Genomic DNA, 22,054 nt, shown 5'->3' on the forward strand with positions numbered 1-22,054 from the left:
TTCGCAAGCCAAGATGGCACTCGGAGACAAGGCCGTTGAGGACGGCGCCGCCCCGCACATGCTCCGCCAGGGCCTGGACAAGGGAACCCTGGTCGTCGCCTCGGACGGCATCGACATGCCCAAGGGGCAGTCGTCCATCACGGTACGCACCCACTTCATCGATGACGACCCGGCCGCAGAGATTGCCGAGCGCGCGAAGGCCCTGCGGGACGGGGTCACCACGCTGACCGTGATCGAGCGCGGCGAGGAGCGCGACCCGCTCGCCGACATCGCCGCCGCCATCGGCGACGCGCCCCGGCTGCCCACCACCGACGTCCTCAAGCGGCTCGCGATGCTCAACCAGGACGCCTACGGCGACTGGACCAACGGCGACCTCAAGCGCGTCCTGGAGGCCGAAGGCGAGGAGCCGAAGAAGTCCCACGGCCGCATGGTCGTCCACCGCGAACACGTCCTGCGCGCCCTCGCCAACCGCGACGACGACGGTTCCGCTTCCGCCTCCGCGTAGCGGGGAGGCGGACCCGCCCGCGCCGGGGAGGCGGGGAGAACTCCCCAACCACCTCCCCACCCTGCCTCCCCCGCGCTGATCAGCGGAAACATCATCTTGGGGAGGTGGGGAGGCGCCCTGGTCAGCACGTCTGAAACCCCCTCCACGGCGCCCCTGGCAGGGGGTGCGTCCGCCTCCCCAAGCCATGACCGGAAGGGATTCCGCATGTACCCCGAACCCGCCCGCCACCCGCCCGCCCACGGGGTGGTGGAAGTCCACCAGCCCACCCCGATGCCGCCCGCCGTCGTGCAGCCGGCGCCGATGGTTCCCGTCCAGCCCGGCCACCTCCCGGCGGTGGCGAGTGTGGTCCTGCCGGACGGCCGCGTCGTCACCGGCTACGCCATCGAACCCGCCAAGCCCGAACCCGTCGCGGCCAAGCCGCCCGTCTCCCGCGCAGCCGTGAACGTCGCCCTCGGAGGCATCGGCTTCGGCGCGGTGTGCGGCGGACTGCTCCTGCTCACGACGTTCATCACCGCCCTGACCGCGCTCATCACCCAGCTCATCACCCTCGCCGCCGTGATCTTCGGCGGATGGATCGCCGTGCAGGTCTTCAGCGCGAGCGGCCACAAGGGCGGGACCACGGTCAACATCCGCAAGGCCGTCATCAAGCGCAACCGCTTCTACCAGTAGCTACGCCAAGGGCGACCCCCCATTCCGCCAAGAACCGGGGTCGCCCTTGTCCACCTGCCACTGACTGACCTGTGGAGGTCATCCAGCATGACGCAACCCATCGACATCCGGCGAGTGCCGGACACCTTCCGCACCTTCCGTGTCCTGGACGGCTGCTGCTGCATCGGCGGCGGCACCGAGGGCTATCGGCGCGCGTTCGGCCCGCACTGCCGCATCGACGGCTGGGCCAAGGGCATCGACTGGTCCACCGACCACCTCAAGCTCCGCGAGGCCCTGCCACCCGCCTACACCGAATGGATCGGCCGCGCCTACCTCACCACCCTCGCCCCCGCCCTGGAGGTGGCGGCATGAGGAACCCGAACGAGGCCCTGATGCGCGCCGCACTCGATGCCGCCGAACGCGGCTGGTACGTCTTCCCGCTACGCCCCGGCGACAAGCGACCCGCCCTGCACGGCGAAGCCACCTGCCCCCACACCGGCGACTGCGCGGACGGCCACATGAAGTGGGAACAGCGCGCCACCCGCGACCCCGACCGCATCCGCACCACCTGGTGGCACACCCCCTACAACATCGGCATCGCCACCGGCCCCTCCGGGCTGCTCGTGGTCGACCTGGACAAGCCCAAGCACAAGGGCAGTTGGGACGCGCCTGACGGCGCGGCGACCTTCAAAGCGCTCTGCGAGCGCGCCGGCCACGCCGTCCCCGCCACCTACCGGGTGCGGACGGCGAGCGGCGGAGAGCACCTGTACTTCACCGCCCCCGACGGCCTGAGGCTGACCAACACCGCGGGAACCATCGGCCAGTTGGTCGACACCCGCGCATGGGGCGGCTACGTCGTCGCAGCCGGCAGCCTCACCCCCGCCGGACCCTACGAAGCCGTGTGCGGCCCTGTGGCCGCCCCTCTGCCTCTCTGGCTGCAAAGCATCCTGCAACCCGCCCCCAGGGCATCTCAGGGCCCCTCAGGCCCCGTAACGGCACAATCCCGTCGATACGCGGATGTAGCACTCACGAACGAGACGTGGAACGTGGTCACGGCCCAAGTCGGCCAACGGGAAGGGGCGTTGTTCCGTGCCGCACGCGCCCTGGGACGCCTCGTCGCGTGGGGCGACCTCCCCCGGCACGTGGTTGAACAGGCTCTTCAGGAGGCAGGCGAGACGGCCGGACTGCCCGCTGCCCAGTGCCGCTCCACCCTCCGCAGCGCCCTCAACTGGTCCATCGCCCACAACCAGACCCGGCGGGACACCGCATGAACACCCAACCCCGCCCCCCTCTGAAGAGCCTCACCCACACCCCGACCCGCCCGGGCGCCGCCGAACTGGCCGCAGTACGCACGGCCGTGGGCGAGCCGAAGGGCGCCGCCCGCAAGGGCGTCCGAACTGCACTTCGCCCTGACCCGCAGACCGGAGACGGCCGCTACCCCATCGCCTGGCTGCACATCTGCGCTCCGTACGAAGCCACCCCTACGGCCACGTCGAAGTGCCAGTGCGGCCGCGATCGCAGCGCCGTCGGTCACGGCAAGGTGCTTGCCCTGATCGCCGACCACGAAGGCCACCGCGACCTCTGCCCACTCCGCACCCCCCAGGAAGAGAGGGCCGCCGCATGACCGACCCGACCCGCACGCCCCCGATTGACGGGGCCGCGCTGCTCGATGAGGTGGAAGCCTTCCACCGCCGTTTCAACGTCTTCCCCCACGAAGCTGCCTACGTCGCGGTCACCCTGTGGGATGCGCACGCCCACCTGCTCGACGCCTTCGACTCCACACCCCGGCTCGCGTTCCTCTCGCCGGAGCCGGGGTCAGGGAAGTCGCGGGCGCTTGAAGTGGTGGAAACGCTCGTGCCGCGCTCCATGGCGGCCGTGGACGCGTCCGCCGCCGCCCTGTTTCGGTCCGTGTCCGGCATCGACGGCGGACGGCCGACGATTCTGTTCGATGAGATCGACACCGTCTTCGGGCCCAAAGCCGGAGAGAACGAACAACTCCGGGGCTTCATCAACGCCGGCCACACCCGCGGCCGTGAGATGTACCGGTGCGTCGGAGACGGAGCCAACCAGCAAGTACAGGGCTTCCCCTCGTACTGCGCACTCGCCGTCGCCGGACTCGGCAACCTGCCCGACACGATCATGACCCGCGCGGTCATCATCCGTATGCGCCGCCGGGCCCGTAACGAGAAGGTGGAGCAGTTCCGCATCCGCATCCACGTACGGGAGGGCAATCAGCTCCGAGACCGGCTCGCCAAGTGGGCCGAGACCGTACAAGAACAGGTCACGGACGTGTTCCCCGAGCTGCCGGACGGCGTCACCGACCGCCCGGCGGACGTGTGGGAACCCCTGATCTCCATCGCCGACGCGGCGGGCGGTGACTGGCCGCAACGGGCACGCGAAGCATGTGTGACGCTGGTGACCGCGTCCAAGGCCAACGACAAGGGCAGCATCGGAGTCCGCTTGCTGACCGACCTGCGTGATCACATCATGGTCGGAATCGACCGCTTGCCCACGGTCGCGATTCTGGACCGGCTAAACGCCTTGGACGATGCCCCATGGGCTGACCTTCACGGCAAGCCGCTCGACAACCGGCGCCTGGGCAGGATGCTCGCGGAGTACATGACGGCGGACAACCAGCCCATCGCCTCCCGCAACATCAAGGCCTCTGGGAGCGTCCTCAAGGGCTACTACGCCGCCGATCTCTGGGACGCATGGGCCCGCTACTGCCCCCCACCCCCGGAAAGTCCGCTACCTCCGCTACCCGGCACCGAAAACCTGGCCTGACCAGCAACAACGGGGTAGCGGGAACTGGCACCAGTGCCCGCTACCTCACCGCTACCCATCCGCTACCGCTACCCCTTCCCGCTACCTCCAACGGGCCTCTGACCTGCGCGGTAGCGGCGGTAGCGGAAGTAGCGGCCCCCAGAGAGGCCCCCGAAGGACTGCCCCGAGGAGATCCCGCATGAGCATCGCCAGCGTGGACACCGCCCGACTTGCTGAGGTTGGCGGCCCGGCCCCTGTTCTCCTGACCGTTGAAGAGGCTGCCTACTGCCTCCGTATCGGCCGGACCACGTGCTTCGCCCTCATCCGCACGGGGGAGTTGGAGTCCCTCATGGTCGGCGGTCTCCGGCGCGTCCCCGCCGACGCCCCGGCCGCCTACCTCGCCCGCCGTCGCGCTGAGCAGTTGGCGGCCTGACCCATCCCATCCCTCATCGGAGCGCCGCCCCACCACGGGGCGGCGCTCCGGTCGTCTTCAACCGCCTCAATCTGAAGGAGTCCGCCCATGGCGGAAGACAAGAAGCGCACCCGACAGCCCAACGGTCGAAGCTCGATCTACTTCGGTAAGGACGGCAAATGGCACGGCCGCGTCACCGTCGGCGTCCGCGACGACGGCACGCCGGACCGCCGCCATGTCGAACGCAAGACCAAGACCGAGGTAGCGGAGGCTGTCCGAGAGCTGGAGAAGCAGCGAGACGCCAAGACCGTGCGGAAGCCCGGCAAGGCGTGGACGGTCAAGGCGTGGCTGACCCACTGGATTGAGAACGTCGCGCCCCTCGCTGTTAACGACAACACGATGGTCGGGTACGGCGTGGCTGTACGGAAGCACCTCATTCCAGGCTTGGGGGCTCACCGTCTCGACAGGCTCAAGCCCGAGCACATCGAGGTGTTCTACGCCAAGATGCAGGCCAACGGCAGCAAGCCCGCGACGGCTCACCAGGTGCACCGAACCTTCCGCACTGCTCTGAACGAGGCCGTGCGGCGGGGGCATCTCGGCAAGAACCCGGTTCAGTTGGCCAAGGCGCCCAAGACGGGGGATCACGAGGTGGAGCCCTACACCGTCCAAGAGGTACAGCGACTCTTGAAGGCCGCTGACCAGCACCGCAATTCCGCACGGTGGGCCGTTGCCCTTGCGCTCGGACTGCGCCAAGGGGAAGTGCTGGGGTTGCAGTGGGTGGACGTGGACCTTGACGGTGGGTTCCTCGTGGTCCGCCGCAGTCGCCACCGGCCGCAGTACGCCCATGGGTGCCCCGAGCCCTGTGGACGCAAGGCCGCCGGGTACTGCCCGCAGAGGCGACGGATCAACCCGGAGTTGTCCGTCACCAAGTCGCGCGCCGGCCGCCGCGCGGTCGGACTCCCCGAACAGCTTGTTGACCTACTCCGGGTTCACCTCAAGGCGCAGGAAGCTGAGCGGGAAGCGGCCGGGAAGCGGTGGGAGGAGAACGGCTTGGTCTTCCCGGATGAACACGGCCGTAGCCCGTCCCACCGTCGGGACTGGACTGAATGGAAGGCGCTGCTGGCAGAGGCAAAGGTCCGTGATGGGCGTCTGCACGATGCGCGCCATACGGCCGCCACGGTCCTACTCATCCTCGGTGTCCCCGAGCGGGCCGTCATGGGCCTCATGGGGTGGTCGACAACCTCCATGGCCGCGCGGTACCAGCACATGGTGGATGCCGTGCGGACAGATGTTGCGAGGCAGGTTGACGGGATTCTCTGGGCGCCGGGCGGCGACGAATGAGACGAGCTGGGGAGCGCCCCCGGAGTCTTGGGCTCCGGGGGCTTTAACTACCTACCTCGCCTCCGTCGAAGACTGAACGGGTGTCGTTCCAAGAAGTCGGCAGCGTCAGCCCGTCGCTGCGTGTCTGAGTGCAGCAGGTTGACGAAGACGGCCAGTAGGTAGGCGATGAGGTACGCAAGCACTACGCTGATAACGATCAGAACGGGTGCCCCGGCCATCATCTCGGACAAAATGGCGCTGGTCACAAGTACTCCTCCTGACCAGACCCAGGTACATAGGTGTCCGGAGTCTGACCGAGTCCTTATGCGGTTCTGGACAGGAGTAGTTCTCGATCTCGACGACGGACAGAGCGCCGCTTCCGGCCCGCTTGGCAGCGGTTCGCATGTCCTTCCACGGAGTGTGCGCCGGTCGTCACCAAGTCCTGGCTGTCACGCTAAGCGCGGACTCATTTACGCCGCAAGGTATTCGCTTGGGAGCCAGGGGCGCGTAAGGCGTCAAGAGGCGCGCACGGTGGCTCGCGCTCCGTCTGAAGGGCATAGCGAGGCGGTTGCGTCAGGCCGTTCGTACGGCTAACTGAGACGGGAACTGAGACGGACGGACCAAAAGGGCGGCACTCCTGCGGAGCGCCGCCCTTTTGTTTTGCCTGTTGAAGGAACTGGAGGCCGTGGCGGGATTCGAACCCACGTAACTCGCTTTGCAGGCGAGCCCCTGAACCACTCGGGCACACGGCCGTTACCAAGTTCGGCCGTTGTCGTGTCTTCGTGGTGGGATTCGGACCCGCGTGGCTCCCCGCGAGCGGAGCTCGCTGCTGGATGCTGCGCGGGTGAGCCCCTGAACCACTCGGGCACACGGCCTTGATCGGTGGTTTGACCGTACGGGCGTGGTCGGGGTGGGCTCAAGGGAATCGGGTGGGCTGCAATGGGACTGCCATACCGCGTTCATGAAGGCGGTGGTCGTACGTCCAAGGTCGCAGTGTGGGGCCGTCTCTCGACAGGGGCCAAAGTGGGTTGTGGCCCTTACGCTGGCGGGCATGAGTGCCCTTGAGCCGCGTGACACCGGTGTTGCGAAGAGGTCCGATCCCCCTCTGGTCGCCGAGTCCGAGGAGAGCGTGCTGAGCAGGTCCTATCGGGCACTCAGTGTCGGGATCGTCTCCGTCGTGCTGCTCATCGCCTTCGAGGCGACAGCGGTCGGGACGGCGATGCCGGTGGCCGCGCGGGAGCTGGGCGGGATGTCGTTGTACGCGTTCGCGTTCTCGGGGTACTTCACCACCAGCCTGTTCGGGATGGTGCTCGCGGGGCAGTGGTCGGATCGGCGGGGACCGCTCGGGGCGCTCACGGCCGGGATGGTCGCCTTCGGGGCCGGGCTGCTGCTGGCCGGGACCGCGGGAGCGATGTGGGTGTTCATTCTCGGGCGGGCCGTGCAGGGGCTCGGGGGCGGGCTGGTGATCGTCGCGTTGTACGTCGTCGTCGGGCGGGCCTACCCGGAGCGGTTGCGGCCGGCGATCATGGCGGCGTTCTCGGCGGGCTGGGTCGTGCCGTCGATCGTGGGGCCGCTCGCGTCCGGGGCGGTGACCGAGCATCTGGGGTGGCGCTGGGTGTTCGTCGGGATTCCGGTGCTCGTCGTCTTTCCGCTCGCGCTCGCGCTGCCGCAGATACGGCGGCGGGCGGGCGGGCCGCTCGACGACTCGGCCGGCAGTGCCTCCTTCGACCGGCGGCGGATCCGGCTCGCCCTCGGCATCTCCCTGGGCGCCGGCCTGTTGCAGTACGCCGCCCAGGATCTGCGGTGGCTCTCCCTCGTTCCTGGCGTCGCGGGGGCCGCGCTGCTCGTGCCGGCCGTGCTGGGGCTGCTTCCGCGGGGCACGTACCGGGCGGCGCGCGGGTTGCCGTCCGTGGTGCTGTTGCGCGGGATCGCCGCGGGGTCCTTCATCGCCGCCGAGTCCTTTGTGCCGTTGATGCTGGTCACCCAGCGGGGCCTGTCGCCCACGCTCGCCGGGTTCTCGCTCGCCGCGGGGGGCGTGACGTGGGCGTTGGGGTCGTGGGTGCAGTCGAGGGCGCGGGTGGAGCCGTACCGGGAGCGGCTGATGGCGGTGGGGATGGTGCTGGTGGCGGTGTCCATCGCGGCCGCGCCGAGTGTGCTGATCGACTCCGTGCCCGCCTGGATCGTCGCCGTGGTGTGGGCTTTCGGGTGCTTCGGGATGGGGCTGGTGATCTCGTCCGCGAGTGTGCTGTTGCTCCAGCTCTCCGCGCCCGAGGAGGCCGGGACCAACTCCGCCGCGCTTCAGATCTCCGATGCCCTCTCCAATGTCGTGCTGTTGGCCGTCGGGGGTGCGGCGTTCGCGGCGTTGGGCGGGGGCGCGGTGAGTCATACGGCGGTGGAGGTGTCCGGCGGTGGTGCCGGGGCCGGGGCGCATGCGGCGGCGTTCGCCGCGGTGTTTCTGCCGATGGCGGGGGTGGCCTTGGTGGGGGCCTGGGTGGCCACGCGGCTGCGGGTGCGGTGAGTTGCCGAGGCGCGGCTGTGACGTCCGTCCCACCCGTGCGGGACCCGGCCTTGTCCGCGCCTGGACACCGCCGGACCGCCGGTAGGGTGGCCCGGTTGTCATACGTAGCCGAGTCGCCTACGCCCCGTTCACCGAGCCGCTCCCGAACCCGACCCCCTTACGGAGACCGTGACTACCACCGCCGCCTCCTCCCACCACCTTTCCCCCGCCTTCCCCGGCCGCGCCCCCTGGGGCACCGCCAACAAGCTGCGTGCCTGGCAGCAGGGGGCGATGGAGAAGTACCTCCAGGAGCAGCCGCGTGACTTCCTCGCGGTCGCCACGCCGGGCGCCGGAAAGACGACCTTCGCCCTGACCCTGGCCTCCTGGCTGCTGCACCACCATGTCGTGCAGCAGGTCACCGTGGTCGCGCCGACCGAGCATCTGAAGAAGCAGTGGGCGGAAGCGGCGGCGCGCATAGGCATCAAGCTCGATCCCGAGTACAGCGCGGGGCCGCTCGGCAAGGACTACCAGGGCGTCGCCGTCACCTACGCCGGTGTCGGCGTGCGGCCCATGCTGCACCGCAACCGGGTCGAGCAGCGCAAGACCCTCGTCATCCTCGACGAGATCCACCACGCCGGTGACTCCAAGTCCTGGGGCGAGGCCTGTCTGGAGGCGTTCGAGCCCGCCACGCGTCGGCTCTGCCTCACCGGTACGCCCTTCCGGTCCGACACCAACCCCATCCCCTTCGTGCTGTACGAAGAGGACAACGCCGGCATCCGGCGGTCCGCCGCCGACTACACGTACGGCTATGGCTCCGCGCTGTCCGACGGAGTCGTGCGGCCCGTCATCTTCCTCTCCTACAGCGGCAACATGCGCTGGCGGACCAAGGCGGGGGACGAGATCGCCGCCCGGCTCGGCGAGCCGATGACCAAGGACGCCGTCAGCCAGGCCTGGCGTACGGCCCTCGATCCGCGCGGCGAATGGATGCCCAGCGTGCTGCGCGCCGCCGACCAGCGGCTGACCGAGGTACGGAAGGCCATTCCGGACGCCGGGGCCCTCGTCATCGCCTCCGATCAGGACTCCGCCCGCGCCTACGCCAAGCTCATCCGTGAGATCACCGGCAGCAAGGCGACCCTCGTGCTGTCCGACGACGCCGGCGCGTCCGCCCGGATCGACGAGTTCAGCGGCAGCAACGACCGGTGGATGGTCGCCGTACGCATGGTGTCGGAAGGTGTCGACGTACCCCGGCTCGCCGTCGGGGTCTACGCCACCACCATCTCCACCCCGCTCTTCTTCGCCCAGGCAGTCGGCCGTTTCGTGCGGTCCCGGCGGCGCGGCGAGACCGCCTCCGTGTTCCTGCCGACCGTCCCCGATCTCCTCACCTTCGCCAACGAGATGGAGGTCGAGCGCGACCACGCCCTCGACAAGCCGAAGAAGGACGGCGAGGAGGACCCGTACGCCGAGTCCGAGAAGGAGATGGAGGAGGCGAACAAGGAGCAGGACGAGGACACCGGCGAGCAGGAGCAGTTCTCCTTCGAGGCGCTGGAGTCCGAGGCCGTCTTCGACCGGGTCCTATACGACGGTGCCGAGTTCGGCATGCAGGCCCACCCGGGGAGCGAGGAGGAGCAGGACTACCTCGGGATCCCGGGGCTGCTGGAGCCCGACCAGGTGCAGATGCTGCTGCAGAAGCGGCAGGCACGGCAGATAGCGCACAGCCGTAAGAAGCCGGACTCCGAGGCGGATCTGCTGGAGCTGCCCGCCGAGCGGCGGCCCGTCGTCTCGCACAAGGAGATGATGGAGCTCCGTAAGCAGCTCAACACGATGGTCAGTGCGTATGTGCATCAGAGCGGGAAGCCGCACGGTGTGATCCACACCGAGCTGCGGCGTGTGTGCGGCGGGCCGCCGAGCGCGGAGGCGACGGCTGGGCAGCTTCGGCAGCGGATCGCCAAGGTGCAGGAGTGGGCTACGCGGATGAAGTGACGCCGCGCCTGTCTTTCGGCCGCGGGGCGGTGGGGGCTTGTCGCGCCCACGCGGCGGAGCCGCATATCGATACAGCCCCGCGCCCCTTGTGGCGCTACGCGCCTACTCAGGGCGTTTCACGCGCCGTACATTCCAGGAGGAACCGGCGTGGTCCCTACCGGCCACTGCCCGGATTCTGGACGGAGCCTTCCGCTCAGCGAACCGGCTTCGCTAATGTCCCGCTACGCACACGCCCCGTGGCAGCGCCGCCGCGGAGCGCAGCCGTGAAGCGACGCGGTCCGGTACAGGCCGGGCCGCCGGCCGATCGGCGGCCTCTGAAGCGCGTCACTGGACGGGACTCCGTGACGCATCCGCCGCGAGGGGGCTGCCGACCTCACCACTAAGGAGTGGGCGTCGTGACCGCGGAGACCTCTCAGACGCTCGACCGAGGACTGCGTGTCCTCAAGCTGCTGGCCGATACGGACCACGGACTGACCGTCACCGAGCTTTCCAACAAACTGGGCGTGAACCGGACCGTCGTGTACCGGCTGCTCGCCACACTCGAACAGCACGCCCTCGTACGCCGTGACCTGGGCGGACGCGCCCGCGTGGGACTCGGGGTGCTGCGACTGGGGCGGCAGGTGCATCCACTGGTACGCGAGGCCGCGTTGCCGGCGCTGCGGTCGCTGGCCGAGGACATAGGGGCGACGGCCCACCTGACCCTCGTCGACGGCACGGAGGCGCTGGCCGTCGCGGTGGTCGAGCCGACATGGACGGACTATCACGTCGCCTATCGGGCCGGGTTCCGGCATCCCCTGGACCGTGGGGCCGCGGGGCGGGCGATACTCGCGGCGCGGCAGCAGCCGATGGAGGAGCCCGGGTACACCCTCACCCATGGCGAACTGGAGGCGGGGGCGAGCGGGGCGGCCGCGCCGTTGATCGGGGTCACCGGGGTCGAGGGCAGCGTGGGCGTGGTGATGCTGGCCGACGCGGTGCCCGAGCGGGTGGGGCCGAGGGTCGTGGACGCGGCTCGGGAGGTCGCGGAGGCGTTGAGCTGAGGTGAGCCGCTGCAGTGCCGGTTCCGGTTCCGGAGCGAGGTTCCGGGGCCGGGTTCCGGGGGCAGGTGCCGGGTACGACCGTCCGTGGGGTACGCGCCCTGTACGGGGCCGTCGTCCGCTCCGACACTCGACTCATGACCTCAATCAGCAGCATCCGCACCGTCCACGACGTCGCCGGGTTCGCGGCCGTCGCCGACTTCTTCAGCGACGTATGGCAGTCGCCCCGGAGCGCCCCGCCGTTACTGCCCGAGACGCTGAACAGCCTCGCCCACGCGGGCGGTGCGGTGCATGCCGCGTACGACGGGGAGCGGCTGGTCGGGGCGTCCGTCGCGGTGTTCGGGCCGCCGGCGTCCAGAGAGACGTACTCCATCCTCACCGCCGCCGAACGGGGGCTCGGGTTCCAGGTCAAGCAGGCTCAGCGGCGGTGGGCCCTGGAGCACGGGGCGCGGACCATGCGCTGGACCTTCGATCCGCTGGTCGGCCGTAACGCCCGCTTCAACCTGGTCAAGCTGGGCGCCGAGGGGACCGACTACCTCATCGACTTCTACGGCCCCATGGCCGACGGCGTGAACGACGGCGACGAGAGCGACCGGCTGACGGTGACCTGGGACCTCACGGCGCCCGCACGGTCGTACGGCGAGCCGGGCGGGACGGTCGAGGAGGTGCTCGGCGAGGCGGCCGAGGAGGTGATCGGCGAGACGGCCGACCGCGGTGCAGCCCCCGCCACCCACACCGCCCCCGACGGCGAGCCGCTCGCCCGCCGTGCCCTCGACGACCGGTACATATGGTGTCGCGTTCCGGACGACGTGGTCGCGCTGCGGGCCGCCGACCCGGCGCTCGCGCTGCGCTGGCGGCGGGCCGTGCGGGAGGTGCTCACCAAGGCCTTCGCCGACGGATTCACGGCGACGGCGATGTCCAGGGACGGCTGGTACACGCTCACCCGCCGGGAGGCCGCCGCGTGAAGCTCGAACGTGTCGAGATCGTCCACATCGCGATCCCGCTCGTCACCCCTTTCCGTACCTCCTTCGGCACGATGACGACGAAGGACACCTTCCTGCTGCACGTCGTCACGGACGCGGCCGAGGGCTGGTCGGAGTTCGCGGGCGACCCCGAGCCGCTGTACTGCTCGGAGCACGTGGCCGGTGCGGAGATCGTGCTGCGCGACTTCCTGCTGCCGCGTGTGGCCGCGCTCCCCGTGTTCGATACGGCCCACCTCGCGCCGGCGATGGCGAAGGTCAAGGGGCACGAGCTGGCGAAGGCGGCGCTGGAGACGGCGGTGCTGGACGCGGAGCTGCGGTCGTACGGGATGCCGCTGGCCACGTATCTCGGGGCGGTGCGGGAGCGGGTGCCGGCCGGGGTGTCGGTCGGCATCAGACGGACGCTCGGCGAGTTGCTGGACGACGTCGAGGGCTATCTGGCGGACGGCTACGTCCGGATCAAGCTGAAGATCGAGCCGGGCTGGGACCTGGAACCGGTGCGGGCCGTACGGGAGCGCTTCGGGGCCGAGCTGCCGCTTCAGGTCGACGCCAACACGGCGTACACGCTCGCGGACGCCGAGCATCTGCGGCGGCTGGACGCGTTCGGGCTGCTGCTGATCGAGGAGCCGCTGGACGAGAACAACCTGTACGCCCACGCCCGCCTCCAGCAGCGCATCACGACCCCCGTCTGCCTGGACGAGTCCCTGCACAACGCCGCCGACACCGCGTCCGCGATCGCGCTGGACGCGTGCCGGGTCGTGAACGTGAAGCCCGCCCGGGTCGGGGGATACCTGGAGGCGCGGCGGGTGCATGACGTGGCGTACGCGCACGGGGTGCCGGTGTGGTGCGGCGGGATGCTGGAGACGGGCATCGGCCGTGCCGCGAACCTGGCGCTGGCGGCGCTGCCCGGCTTCACCCTGCCCGGGGACACCTCGGCGTCCGGCCGCTACTTCGCCGAGGACATCACGGAGCCGTTCGTGCTGGTGGACGGTCATCTGCCGGTGCCGCGGGGGCCGGGGATCGGGGTGGAGCCGGTGCCGGAGGTGCTGCGGCGCTTCACGAAGGAACGGCGAGACCTGTACGTGACCTGACGACGGCCGACAGGTGACTGAGGCGGGGCACCCTGGCGGGCACCGTGGCCGGCTCCGACCTGCGCCTGGCCGGAACCCGGCGCCACGTTAGATTGATCCCGTGTTCTCTCGCCTCTCGCGCCCCCGGGCCGTCGCCGTCTGCGCCCTGCCGGTCGTGGCCCTGCTCGCCACGGCGGCCTTCGCGCCGCTGCCGTTCTCACTGACGCAGCCCGGGCTGACCGCGGACGTGCTGGGGGAGAACAAGGGGGACCCGGTGATCACGATCTCCGGTGCGCCGACCCGCGACACCAGCGGTGAGCTGCGGATGACGACCATCGAGGCCACCTCGCCGGACACGGACGTACGGCTCGGTGACCTGATCGACGCCTGGTTCCGCACGGACAAGGCGGTCATGCCGCGCGACTCGGTCTATCCGAGCGGGCGCAGCACCCGGGAGATCGAGCAGTACAACACCGAGCAGATGAAGGAGTCCCAGGACGCCGCGACCGAGGCCGCGCTGAACTACCTGGACCTGACCGACAAGAACATCAAGGTCACCCTGAAACTCGCGGACGTCGGCGGCCCCAGCGCGGGTCTGCTGTTCTCCCTGGGCATCGTCGACAAACTCGACGGCGGCGACCTCACCGGGGGCCGCACCGTCGCCGGTACCGGCACGATCGACCCCGACGGCAAGGTCGGCGCGGTCGGCGGCGTATCCCTGAAGACCCAGGCGGCCAAACGGGACGGCGCGACGGTCTTCCTGGTCCCGAAGGCAGAGTGCTCCGACGCGAAGGCAGAACTCCCGAAGGGGCTGCGGCTGATCCCGGTGACGACGCTGAAGGGCGCGGTGAGCTCACTGGAGGCCCTGGAGAGCGGGAAGGGCTCGGTTCCGAGCTGCTAGGGGGTGTTGTGAAAGTCCCGCACAGCACCCACGGCGCCCGGCACGCACCCTCGCCGCACCGGCTGTGACACCAGCCGCTGCCGCGGCGGGCGCGGGCACCGCACGGGACTTTCACAGCACCCCCCAGTCGCCGAAACGCGCGTGCCAACACAGGCGTGCCGGAACTACGGGCAAGACCGTAAAGCTTTGTGAAGACTTGACTCAACCCCCCTGACCTGCGAAGCAGCAGCATCGCCGGCTGGCAGAATCGGCGGTTCCGCTTGATGTTCATGCGGCAACGCTCATAGGGGGCTCTGTGTCGGACGGGTTCTACATCGGTCACTCCGCGCTCGAAAGGTTGAGCGGCGCTTTCAAGAAGGAGGCCGATGAACTCGGCGAGCAGCTGGCCAAGTTCAAGCCGAAGACGGACAGCGAGGCCATCCACGACGGCTTCGGGTTTCTGACCGAGTCGGAGGAAGTGACCACCGCGTACATCGAATTGGCCGACCACATGACCAAGGCGATCCAGGGTCTGCAGGAGCATCTCTACGAGATGGCCGACAACCTCTCCGACAACTCCCACAACACCACGGCCGCCGAGCATGCCTTGGAGGGTCTGTTCAAGGGGGAGAAGGCGTGAGTGACGAGTCGGTCGCGGAGACCGTCTACGAAGCCGGACTTGAGCTCTACAACCCGGGTGGCGAGCCGGACGTTCTGCGGGACGCGGCCAAGGCGTGGGGCGCGATGGGCGAGGCCCTCGACAAGTTCGTCGTCCACATGGACAAGGTCATCCGCGACGTCCACGGCGACGAATGGCGGGGGCCGGCCGCCGATGCCTTCGTCAAGCACTGGGAAGAGGTCAAGAAGTCCGTCGAGGACGCTCAACCGAGCTTCGACGAGGCGAAGAAGGGCCTCAACGAGGCAGCGGACAAGATCGAAGAGATCAACAGCGAGATCCATCAGATCTATCTGGAGATCGGTGTCACGATCGGTGTCTCCGTCGCCACCTCCTTCATCACCCTCGGTTTCTCCGCGGCCGCCGGCGCGGCGAACGCGGCCCGGCTCGCCGGGCAGGCGGCGACGGCCGCAGCGCGGCTCGGCAGGATCCTGGCCACGATCGCCCGTTGGTTCGAGAAGCTGCGGACGTTCGAGCACTCAAGCAAGTTTCTGCAGTACGGCGTCCGCTTCGGCAGCACGTTCGCCGGCCGGACCGCGATCGAGTTCGGCAACGGCGTGGCCACCAGCGTGATCAGCGGCAAGGGTCCCGAGTGGGAGAACAACCTGGTCGGCGGGGTGGCCGGGGCCGGCATGGGCAAGCTTGCCGATGTCGCACTCGGCGGGCGGCTCGGGGGAGGAATCGGAGAGTCGATCGGCACGGGTGCCGTCGGTGGGGCGACGGGCAGCCTGGTCGGGGACGCCGCCAACTCCTACGGCCCGTGGGCGGACAAGGATGACGAGTTCGACTGGTCGCAGTCGCTGATCGGAGCCGCGGCCGGAGGGGCCGGCGGAGGCGTCGGAGGCGGGCTCACGCATGGTTCCGGAGCCGGGGAGGCGGGCGGTACCGGAGAGGCCGCTTCCGGTGGGGCTGCCGACGGGAGCGGCGGCGCGGACGGTGCCTCCGGTGGCGCCGCCGACGAGGGCGGAGCCGGCGGCACCGGCGGAACGGACGGAACCGCCGGGGCAAGCGAGGGAAGCGGTGACCAGGCGACGCCCGACACCGGAGCCGATGCGGACGCGGACGCGGATGCCGATGGGCTGACGCAGGAGCAGCGGAACGCGATGCGTGACGAGGCCACGAACAGCCGAGTGGGCACCGAGATCGGCGCGGCCGGAAACCGGCTCAAGGAAGCGGACAGCATCGAGGACGACCTGGACGAGGGGCAGCAGAAGACGGCCCAACGGCTCCGGGAGCACGCGAACAACACGACTCTGGTGGACGACTTCGGATGAACGGTTCGGACGGAACGAGGACAGGCGCCATGAAGAGCGACGGCGTGCCGCGCACGCTCGGCCGGGCCATCCTGCTCGGCAAGGTGGCGGCCTGGGTGGCCTGCCTCCTGGTGACGGTGCTTCTCGGGTGCTGGCTCTTCATGGAGAAGTCCCCCTGGCGTGACGTTTTCGTACTCGGCTGCGCGGTCGTCCTGACCGTCTTCGCCGTCTCCGCATGGGCGTTGCGACGCGCGTCGGGCAACCCGGACCCGGCGTCGGTCTACCGAGCCCTGGCCGCCCGCGTATCGGATGCGGGAGACGGCGGACCCAGGGCGCTCCCCGCGAGGTTGCGAGGTGCGTCCGCTCTGTTGAGCGACGGGGCTCTGGTGTTCTACGGCGCGGTGATGATGCTGATCCTCCCGCTCGCCCTCGGGGTGGGGACTCCCGCGCCCACGGGCAAGGCGGCGGAGATCGCTGCCGCTGGCGGCGTTGTGCGGGCGCTGCCGGTCGAGTCGGTGCGGGATGTCGTCAGGGACCGGCACAAGAGCGGCAGCACCTACCACTGCACGGTGACGGTGACGCTGCCCGCGGCCGACGCAGCCGGGAGCGGCAGGCGTGCCGACTTCCGATCGGAGTTTCCCGACCCCGCGGTGGTCGGCGAGAAGGTCTACGTCGGCTACGCCCCCGACCGCCCCGGACTGGGAGCCGTGGGCGACAACGACAGGGCCGATGTCGCCCGTCAGCTCTCCGGTCGCGCCATGAACAACTGGTGGACGGGGATTCTGGCTTCGGCATGGCTGTTCCTCGTGGGGGCCATCCTCTTCGTGTATCTCACGGGCCGCAGGGACCAGCGATTCCCACGGCGGCTGCGCGGTGACGAACGTGTGGTGCGGGCGCGTATCTCCGGGTACGACGGTTACGGCTCGGACAAGCAGCGCATCTGTCTGGACCTCTCCACGGGCCCGGTGCAGTTGCATGTCCATGCGGACAACGCCAGGTACGTGGACACGGTGGGGAACGCGGAAGGCCATCTGGTCTGGGTTCCGGACAGCAACCGGCACGGAGGGCGGAAGGGGCCGCATCGGACGGGTGCGGTCTTCGTCAGCGATGCCGGCTGGTTCGTCCCGGGCGGGCTCGCCCCGGAGTACGAGCAGTCGGCGCGGGCGGCGGCTGATCACCGGGCTTCCGTCGACTCGACAGGGGAGGGCAGACTGCTCGACCTCGAAAGCGGCTGGCTCCTCAGCATCCCGAACCGGCTGATGAACGTCCTCCTGCTCTGGACGCTCTCCACCGTGGTCCTCGCGCTTCCCGTCCCCGGGGCGGCATGGCGCATGGTCGTCGGAATCGGCTGCACGGTCGGGCTTCTGGTGTACGGCATGTACCTGGTGGTGAGCGACGACTCGGCGGCGCAGAGGAAGTCGGGCAGCAGTCAGGGGGCGGTGGGCACTCGCTAGTGCCCTAACTGCTGGTGCACCAGCACCGGCTTGGGGGTGGCCAGACGCAGGCCGACTTCCACGAGCGTCCAGCCGACCCTCGCACGCAGGTCGCGGGCGGGTTTGGCGCGGGTCGCGAGGGCGTGTGCGCGTGCCTCGGCGTGGAGTTCGGCGGCGCGGGTGTGGTGCAGCGTGAGGTGGGTGTCGGGGTGCATGGGGCGGGGCCTCTCAGTCCGAGGTGATGGGGAAGACGTGGGTGTGGAGGCGGACCTGCTCGGCGCCTGGCGTGTCTTCGGGGGCGGCATGTTCGCGGTAGCTGTTGATGAGTTCGTGGATCTTCTCGTTGAGTTCGCTCGCGAGCTCGGGCGTGAGGCGCAGCGTGAAGTCACTCACGTCCGAGGCGCTGACCCACTCCTCGGGCCACTCGTGCCGGGTGCCGATGAACGTCGAGAGCTCCTGGGAGTGAAAGCTCCCGACCTCGTGCATGAACAGGGACGCAGCGCCTCGTACCGCCGGATCCGTGTCCTGGAGCAGTGACTCGTCGAACCGCACCCCCTGGTGGACCGCCCGCCACCATCGCTCCCGGCCCTTGCCGTGCTCCGGGGCGTCCTCCACGAAGCCGTACGCGGCGAGCTGGCGCAGGTGGTAGCTGGTGGCACCGCTCGACTCGCCCAGTTTTTCGGCGAGTTGGGAGGCGGTGGCGGGTCCGCCGCGGCGCAGGGTGGACAGCAGCTGCATCCGTAGGGGGTGGGCGAGCCCGCGCAGTGTGCGGGCGTCGAGCTGATGGAGATCCGGTTCCTCGACCATGCTTACAAAGGTATCGTTGCAAAGCTTTCTTTGCAACGACTTCTTTGGAACCCCCTACTTCACGAACCCCTCCTCCTTCATCCAGTCCAACGCCACCTGATGCGGATCCTCCCCGTCCACATCCACCTTCGCGTTCAGGTCCTGCGCCACAGAGTTGTTCAGCTTCTTGGTGACCGGGTCGAGTACCTCGGCGATCGCCGGCCACTTCTTCAGGGTCTTGGAGTTGATCATCGGGGCGACGTTGTAGTTGGGGAAGAACTTCTTGTCGTCCTCCATGACCACGAGGTTCATGGACTTGATGCGGCCGTCCGTCGTGAAGACCTCGCCGTAGGTGCAACTGCCCTTCGCGACCTGGGTGTAGATGATCCCGGTGTCCATCTGGGTGATGTTCTTCGTGGGCACGTCCATGCCGTACGCCTTCTGCATGCCCGGCAGCCCGTCCGCCCGGTTGGCGAACTCGACCTCCACGCACAGCGTCACGGCGCCGGGGTCCGACTTGGACAGCGCGGCGACCTCGGAGAGCGTGTTCGTGCCGTACTTCTTGTGGTTCTCCTGGTTCATCGCCAGGGCGTAGGTGTTGTTCAGGGAGGAGGGCGCCAGCCAGCTCACCCCGTTCTTCGCGTCGGCCTCGCGCACCGCCTCCCACTGCTTGTGCGGGTCGGGGATCGGCTCGCTGCGGCCCAGGTACGTGATCCAGGCCGTGCCCGTGTACTCGTACCCGGCGTCCGCGTCGCCCTTGCGGACCGCCTCGCGGCTGCCGATGGAGCCCTGGATGCCGGTGCGGTCGAGCACCTCCGCTCCGGCCGCCTGGAAGGCGATGCCCATGATCGCGCCGAGGATGAGCTGCTCGGTGAACGACTTCGACGTCACCGTCAGTTCGGCGCCCTTCAGCGGCTCGCCCCGCCCGATCGTCCCGGACCGTACGTCGTCGACCATGGGGGAGCCGCTGGTCAGCCCGCAGCCGGCGGACGCCACCAGCATCCCCGCCGTCAGCAAGGCCACGGGCCGCCTCACAGGTCCAGCCCCCGCGGCCGCAGCAGCACTTCCGCCAGCGACGCCAGCCAGTCCACCAGCAGGGCGAGGGCGACCGTGAGGATCGAGCCCAGGACCAGGACCGGCATGCGCTGGTTGGTGATGCCGGCCGTGATCAGCACGCCGAGGCCGCCGCCCCCGCCGAACACCGCCAGGGTCGCCGTACCGACGTTGAGGACCAGGGCCGTACGGACGCCCGCGAGGATCAGCGGGACCGCCAGGGGGAGTTCCACCCGGGACAGGACGCCCAGTGGGGACATGCCGATGCCGCGCGCGGCCTCCAGCATGGTCGGGTCGTTCGCCTTGAGGCCGGCCATGGTGTTGGACAGCACGGGCAGCACGGCGTACGCGATCATGCCGATCAGGGCCGCCCTGCGGCCGATGCCCAGCCAGATCACCAGCAGCGCGAGCAGACCGATCGCCGGGGTCGCCTGGCCCATGTTGGCGATCGCCACCGCCACCGGGGTCGCCTTGCGGAACGCCCGCCGGGTGAGCAGGATCCCCAGCGGGATCGCGATGATCAGCACGAAGAAGGTGGAGATCGCGGTGAGTTCGATGTGCTCCCACAGGGCCTGGGAGACCTGACCGTTCGACAGCGCGTTCTCGGAGACCGCGTCGAGGTCGGCCTGCTGGAACCACAGCCAGGTCGCGAGCAGCAGCACCACCAGCATCGCGGGCACGACGGTGAGCTTCTGCCAGCTCAGCCGGGCCGGGGCCCGTACGTGGGTGAGGGAGGGGGCCTCCGTGCTCCCCGCGGGTTCGCCGCCTCCGGGAGCCTCCGTCTCCTCGGACTCCCCGGACTCTTCCCGCGCCCGGGACGTCCCGGGGGCCTCGGGACTGCTCACGCCTTCATCCCCCCTCGCTCGCCCTCCTGCTCGGCGTGCGTGCGCTCCGCCCGCGCCCCCTCCAGCTCGTGCTGGGCCTCCAGCGCCTCCAGCCGGTCGGCCTCCAGCAGCTCGTGCACGGAGTTCATCAGCGTCTCCATGTCGACGACGCCCGTGTACTCGCCGCGCCGCCCGGTCACCGCGACCCGGCCCGAGCTGTCCGTCAGCACCGCCTCCAGCGCGTCCCGCAGGGTCGCGTCCCTGGTCACCGTGGAGTGCACGAGCGCGCCCGCCCGCGCCAGCGACCCCTTGGCCCGCATCATGTCGCCGCGCCTGAGCCACTTGTACGGCCGTCGGCGCCGGTCGAGCAGCAGGACCTCGTTGGTGCCGCTCGCCCGCAACAGGTTGAAGATCTCCTGGAGCGGGTCGTCGACGGTCGCCGTCGGATAGTCGGTGATCCCCACGTCCCGTACCCGGGTCAGGTTCAGCCGCTTCAGTGCCGCGCCCGCGCCCACGAACCCCGAGACGAAGTCGTCCGCCGGGTTGGTGAGGATGGCCTCCGGGGTGTCGAACTGGGCGATGTGGGACCGTTCGCGCAGGACGGCGATCCGGTCGCCGAGCTTGATCGCCTCGTCGAAGTCGTGCGTGACGAAGACGATCGTCTTGTGCAGCTCGTGCTGGAGCCTGATCAGCTCGTCCTGGAGGTGGTCGCGGGTGATCGGGTCGACCGCGCCGAACGGCTCGTCCATCAGCAGGACCGGGGGATCCGCCGCCAACGCCCGTGCCACGCCCACGCGTTGCTGCTGACCTCCGGAGAGCTGGCGCGGATACCGGCCGCGGAACTCCCCGACGTCCAGCCCGACGAGGTCGAGCAGCTCCTCGACACGCGAGGCGATCCGCGTCTTCGACCAGCCGATCATCTTCGGCACGAGCGCGATGTTCTGCGCGACCGTCATGTGCGGGAACAGCCCCGCGGACTGGATCGCGTAGCCGACCTTGCGGCGCAGCTTCACCGGGTCGATGTCGGTGACGTCCTCGCCGCCGATGCGGATCCGGCCACCGGTCGGCTCGATCAGCCGGTTGATCATCTTCAGCGTCGTCGACTTCCCGCAGCCGGAGGGGCCGACGAAGATGACGACCTCGCCGGCCTTGATCTCCATGTTCACGTCGTCCACGGCCGGCTGCGGGCTGCCCGGATACTGCTTCGAGAGGTTCTCCAGCTCGATGGAGGCTCCGTGGTGGCCGGCATGTCCGTCGGGGCCGTTGTTCTCAGACACGGATCCCCCTGGGGATGGTCAGCCGCCCGATCAGTACGTACGCGGCGTCGAACAGCAGCGCCAGGATGATGATCCCGACCGTGCCCGCGAGCACCTGGTTCAGCGCGTTCGCGCTGCCCAGCGAGGCGAGACCGCGGAAGATGACGTTGCCGAGGCCGGGGCCGGAGGCGTACGCCGCGATGGCCGCGATACCCATCAGCATCTGCGTGGCGACCCGGATCCCGGTCAGGATCGGCGGCCAGGCCAGCGGCAGCTCCACCTTCAGCAGCCGGGTGAGCCGCGACATCCCGATGCCCTTGGCCGCGTCCACCAGGGCCGGGTCGACCCCGCGCAGCCCGACGATCGAGTTGCGCACGACCGGCAGCAGCCCGTACAGCGTCAGCGCGATCACCGTGGGCGCCACGCCAAGGCCCACGACCGGGATGAGCAGACCGATCATGGCCAGCGACGGAATGGTCAGGATGCCGGAGGTGGTCAGCGTGGCGAGATTGCCGGCCCACTCGGTGCGATAGGTGGCCACGCCGATCAGCACCCCGATCACGGTCGCCACCACCATGCACTGCAGGACGGCACTGGCGTGCTGGAGGGCGTCGGCGAACAGCTGCTGGTGGCGGTTGCCCAGGTACTCCCAGAAGCTCACACCCGCTCACCCGCTCACCAGAT

The 22,054-nt window shown here is 69.6% G+C and carries 21 protein-coding genes, 1 tRNA gene and 2 pseudogenes; 17 read left to right on the top strand and 7 right to left on the bottom strand.

The annotated features are described in order from the left end of the window. The 8 genes and pseudogenes from POF73_RS20170 to POF73_RS20205 all read left to right on the top strand — a co-directional run. A pseudogene (locus tag POF73_RS20170) lies at positions 1-505 on the top strand (ATP-binding protein); the annotation flags it as partial. A 204-nt stretch (positions 506-709) separates the two neighbouring features. Beyond that, a complete protein-coding gene (locus POF73_RS20175; RefSeq protein ID WP_272117311.1) occupies positions 710-1,174 on the top strand; it encodes a hypothetical protein in 465 nt (154 codons plus the stop codon). Between the two features lie 225 nt (positions 1,175-1,399). Beyond that, a pseudogene (locus tag POF73_RS46270) lies at positions 1,400-1,525 on the top strand (DNA methylase); the annotation flags it as partial. Next, positions 1,522-2,424: a bifunctional DNA primase/polymerase gene (locus tag POF73_RS20185; protein WP_272117315.1), complete on the top strand. Its 903-nt coding sequence runs from the start codon at positions 1,522-1,524 to the stop codon at positions 2,422-2,424. The pseudogene POF73_RS46270 and the gene POF73_RS20185, both read left to right, overlap by 4 nt. Continuing rightward, positions 2,421-2,777 (top strand): hypothetical protein, encoded by a 357-nt coding sequence (locus POF73_RS20190; RefSeq protein ID WP_272117317.1) that lies wholly within the window; start codon positions 2,421-2,423, stop codon positions 2,775-2,777. The genes POF73_RS20185 and POF73_RS20190 overlap by 4 nt, the downstream gene beginning before the upstream one ends. After that, on the top strand, positions 2,774-3,937 hold the full coding sequence (locus tag POF73_RS20195) for a DUF3631 domain-containing protein (protein ID WP_272117318.1): 1,164 nt from the start codon (positions 2,774-2,776) through the stop codon (positions 3,935-3,937). Before POF73_RS20190 ends, POF73_RS20195 begins: the two co-directional genes overlap by 4 nt. Before the next feature lie 178 nt (positions 3,938-4,115). Next, the gene (locus POF73_RS20200) at positions 4,116-4,349 is read left to right on the top strand and encodes an excisionase family DNA-binding protein (RefSeq protein ID WP_272117320.1); all 234 of its coding nucleotides are present in this window, start codon (positions 4,116-4,118) and stop codon (positions 4,347-4,349) included. An 87-nt stretch (positions 4,350-4,436) separates the two neighbouring features. Next, positions 4,437-5,669 carry a tyrosine-type recombinase/integrase gene (locus POF73_RS20205; RefSeq protein WP_272117322.1) on the top strand — a complete coding sequence of 411 codons (1,233 nt, stop codon included), beginning with the start codon at positions 4,437-4,439 and terminating at the stop codon, positions 5,667-5,669. 656 nt (positions 5,670-6,325) lie between these two features. Here the strand turns inward: POF73_RS20205 and POF73_RS20210 are convergent. Further along, positions 6,326-6,400: transfer RNA gene (locus POF73_RS20210), tRNA-Cys, on the bottom strand. A gap of 299 nt (positions 6,401-6,699) precedes the next feature. On the opposite strand from POF73_RS20210, the gene POF73_RS20215 reads away from it, so the two are divergent. From POF73_RS20215 to POF73_RS20255, 9 genes are all read left to right on the top strand, one after another. After that, positions 6,700-8,166, top strand: coding sequence for an MFS transporter (locus POF73_RS20215; protein WP_272117325.1), 1,467 nt, complete (start codon positions 6,700-6,702; stop codon positions 8,164-8,166). 168 nt (positions 8,167-8,334) lie between these two features. Next, positions 8,335-10,125: a DEAD/DEAH box helicase gene (locus POF73_RS20220; protein WP_272117326.1), complete on the top strand. Its 1,791-nt coding sequence runs from the start codon at positions 8,335-8,337 to the stop codon at positions 10,123-10,125. A 395-nt stretch (positions 10,126-10,520) separates the two neighbouring features. Then, on the top strand, positions 10,521-11,162 hold the full coding sequence (locus POF73_RS20225) for an IclR family transcriptional regulator (protein ID WP_272117328.1): 642 nt from the start codon (positions 10,521-10,523) through the stop codon (positions 11,160-11,162). 134 nt (positions 11,163-11,296) lie between these two features. After that, positions 11,297-12,124 (top strand): chorismate synthase, encoded by an 828-nt coding sequence (locus POF73_RS20230; protein ID WP_272117330.1) that lies wholly within the window; start codon positions 11,297-11,299, stop codon positions 12,122-12,124. Next, a complete protein-coding gene (gene menC, locus POF73_RS20235; RefSeq protein ID WP_272117332.1) occupies positions 12,121-13,230 on the top strand; it encodes an o-succinylbenzoate synthase in 1,110 nt (369 codons plus the stop codon). The genes POF73_RS20230 and menC overlap by 4 nt, the downstream gene beginning before the upstream one ends. Before the next feature lie 100 nt (positions 13,231-13,330). Beyond that, positions 13,331-14,110 carry a YlbL family protein gene (locus tag POF73_RS20240; RefSeq protein ID WP_272117333.1) on the top strand — a complete coding sequence of 260 codons (780 nt, stop codon included), beginning with the start codon at positions 13,331-13,333 and terminating at the stop codon, positions 14,108-14,110. 295 nt (positions 14,111-14,405) lie between these two features. Continuing rightward, entirely contained in the window at positions 14,406-14,729 is a 324-nt protein-coding gene (locus tag POF73_RS20245) for a hypothetical protein (protein WP_272117336.1), read from the top strand. Further along, on the top strand, positions 14,726-16,039 hold the full coding sequence (locus POF73_RS20250) for a WXG100 family type VII secretion target (RefSeq protein WP_272117338.1): 1,314 nt from the start codon (positions 14,726-14,728) through the stop codon (positions 16,037-16,039). Before POF73_RS20245 ends, POF73_RS20250 begins: the two co-directional genes overlap by 4 nt. A 29-nt stretch (positions 16,040-16,068) precedes the next feature. Beyond that, the gene (locus tag POF73_RS20255) at positions 16,069-17,472 is read left to right on the top strand and encodes a hypothetical protein (protein WP_272117340.1); all 1,404 of its coding nucleotides are present in this window, start codon (positions 16,069-16,071) and stop codon (positions 17,470-17,472) included. Here the strand turns inward: POF73_RS20255 and POF73_RS20260 are convergent. From POF73_RS20260 to POF73_RS20285, 6 genes are read right to left on the bottom strand one after another with little or no spacing between them, the layout of a single operon-like run. Further along, the gene (locus POF73_RS20260; RefSeq protein ID WP_272117342.1) at positions 17,469-17,666 is read right to left on the bottom strand and encodes a hypothetical protein; all 198 of its coding nucleotides are present in this window, start codon (positions 17,664-17,666) and stop codon (positions 17,469-17,471) included. The genes POF73_RS20255 and POF73_RS20260 overlap by 4 nt on opposite strands. 13 nt (positions 17,667-17,679) lie before the next feature. Beyond that, positions 17,680-18,258 (bottom strand): ArsR/SmtB family transcription factor, encoded by a 579-nt coding sequence (locus POF73_RS20265; protein ID WP_272117343.1) that lies wholly within the window; start codon positions 18,256-18,258, stop codon positions 17,680-17,682. Positions 18,259-18,312: 54 nt separating this feature from the next. Continuing rightward, positions 18,313-19,239 carry a glycine betaine ABC transporter substrate-binding protein gene (locus tag POF73_RS20270; RefSeq protein WP_443049573.1) on the bottom strand — a complete coding sequence of 309 codons (927 nt, stop codon included), beginning with the start codon at positions 19,237-19,239 and terminating at the stop codon, positions 18,313-18,315. Between the two features lie 29 nt (positions 19,240-19,268). Further along, positions 19,269-20,135 carry an ABC transporter permease gene (locus tag POF73_RS20275; protein ID WP_272117347.1) on the bottom strand — a complete coding sequence of 289 codons (867 nt, stop codon included), beginning with the start codon at positions 20,133-20,135 and terminating at the stop codon, positions 19,269-19,271. Further along, positions 20,132-21,391 (bottom strand): betaine/proline/choline family ABC transporter ATP-binding protein, encoded by a 1,260-nt coding sequence (locus POF73_RS20280; RefSeq protein WP_272117349.1) that lies wholly within the window; start codon positions 21,389-21,391, stop codon positions 20,132-20,134. The genes POF73_RS20275 and POF73_RS20280 overlap by 4 nt, the downstream gene beginning before the upstream one ends. Continuing rightward, positions 21,384-22,031, bottom strand: a complete 648-nt coding sequence (locus POF73_RS20285; protein WP_272117351.1) for an ABC transporter permease — start codon at positions 22,029-22,031, stop codon at positions 21,384-21,386. Before POF73_RS20285 ends, POF73_RS20280 begins: the two co-directional genes overlap by 8 nt. Positions 22,032-22,054 lie beyond the last annotated feature (23 nt).

Origin of the sequence: Streptomyces sp. HD (assembly GCF_028369295.1) — a bacterium.
GTDB lineage: Bacteria > Actinomycetota > Actinomycetes > Streptomycetales > Streptomycetaceae > Streptomyces.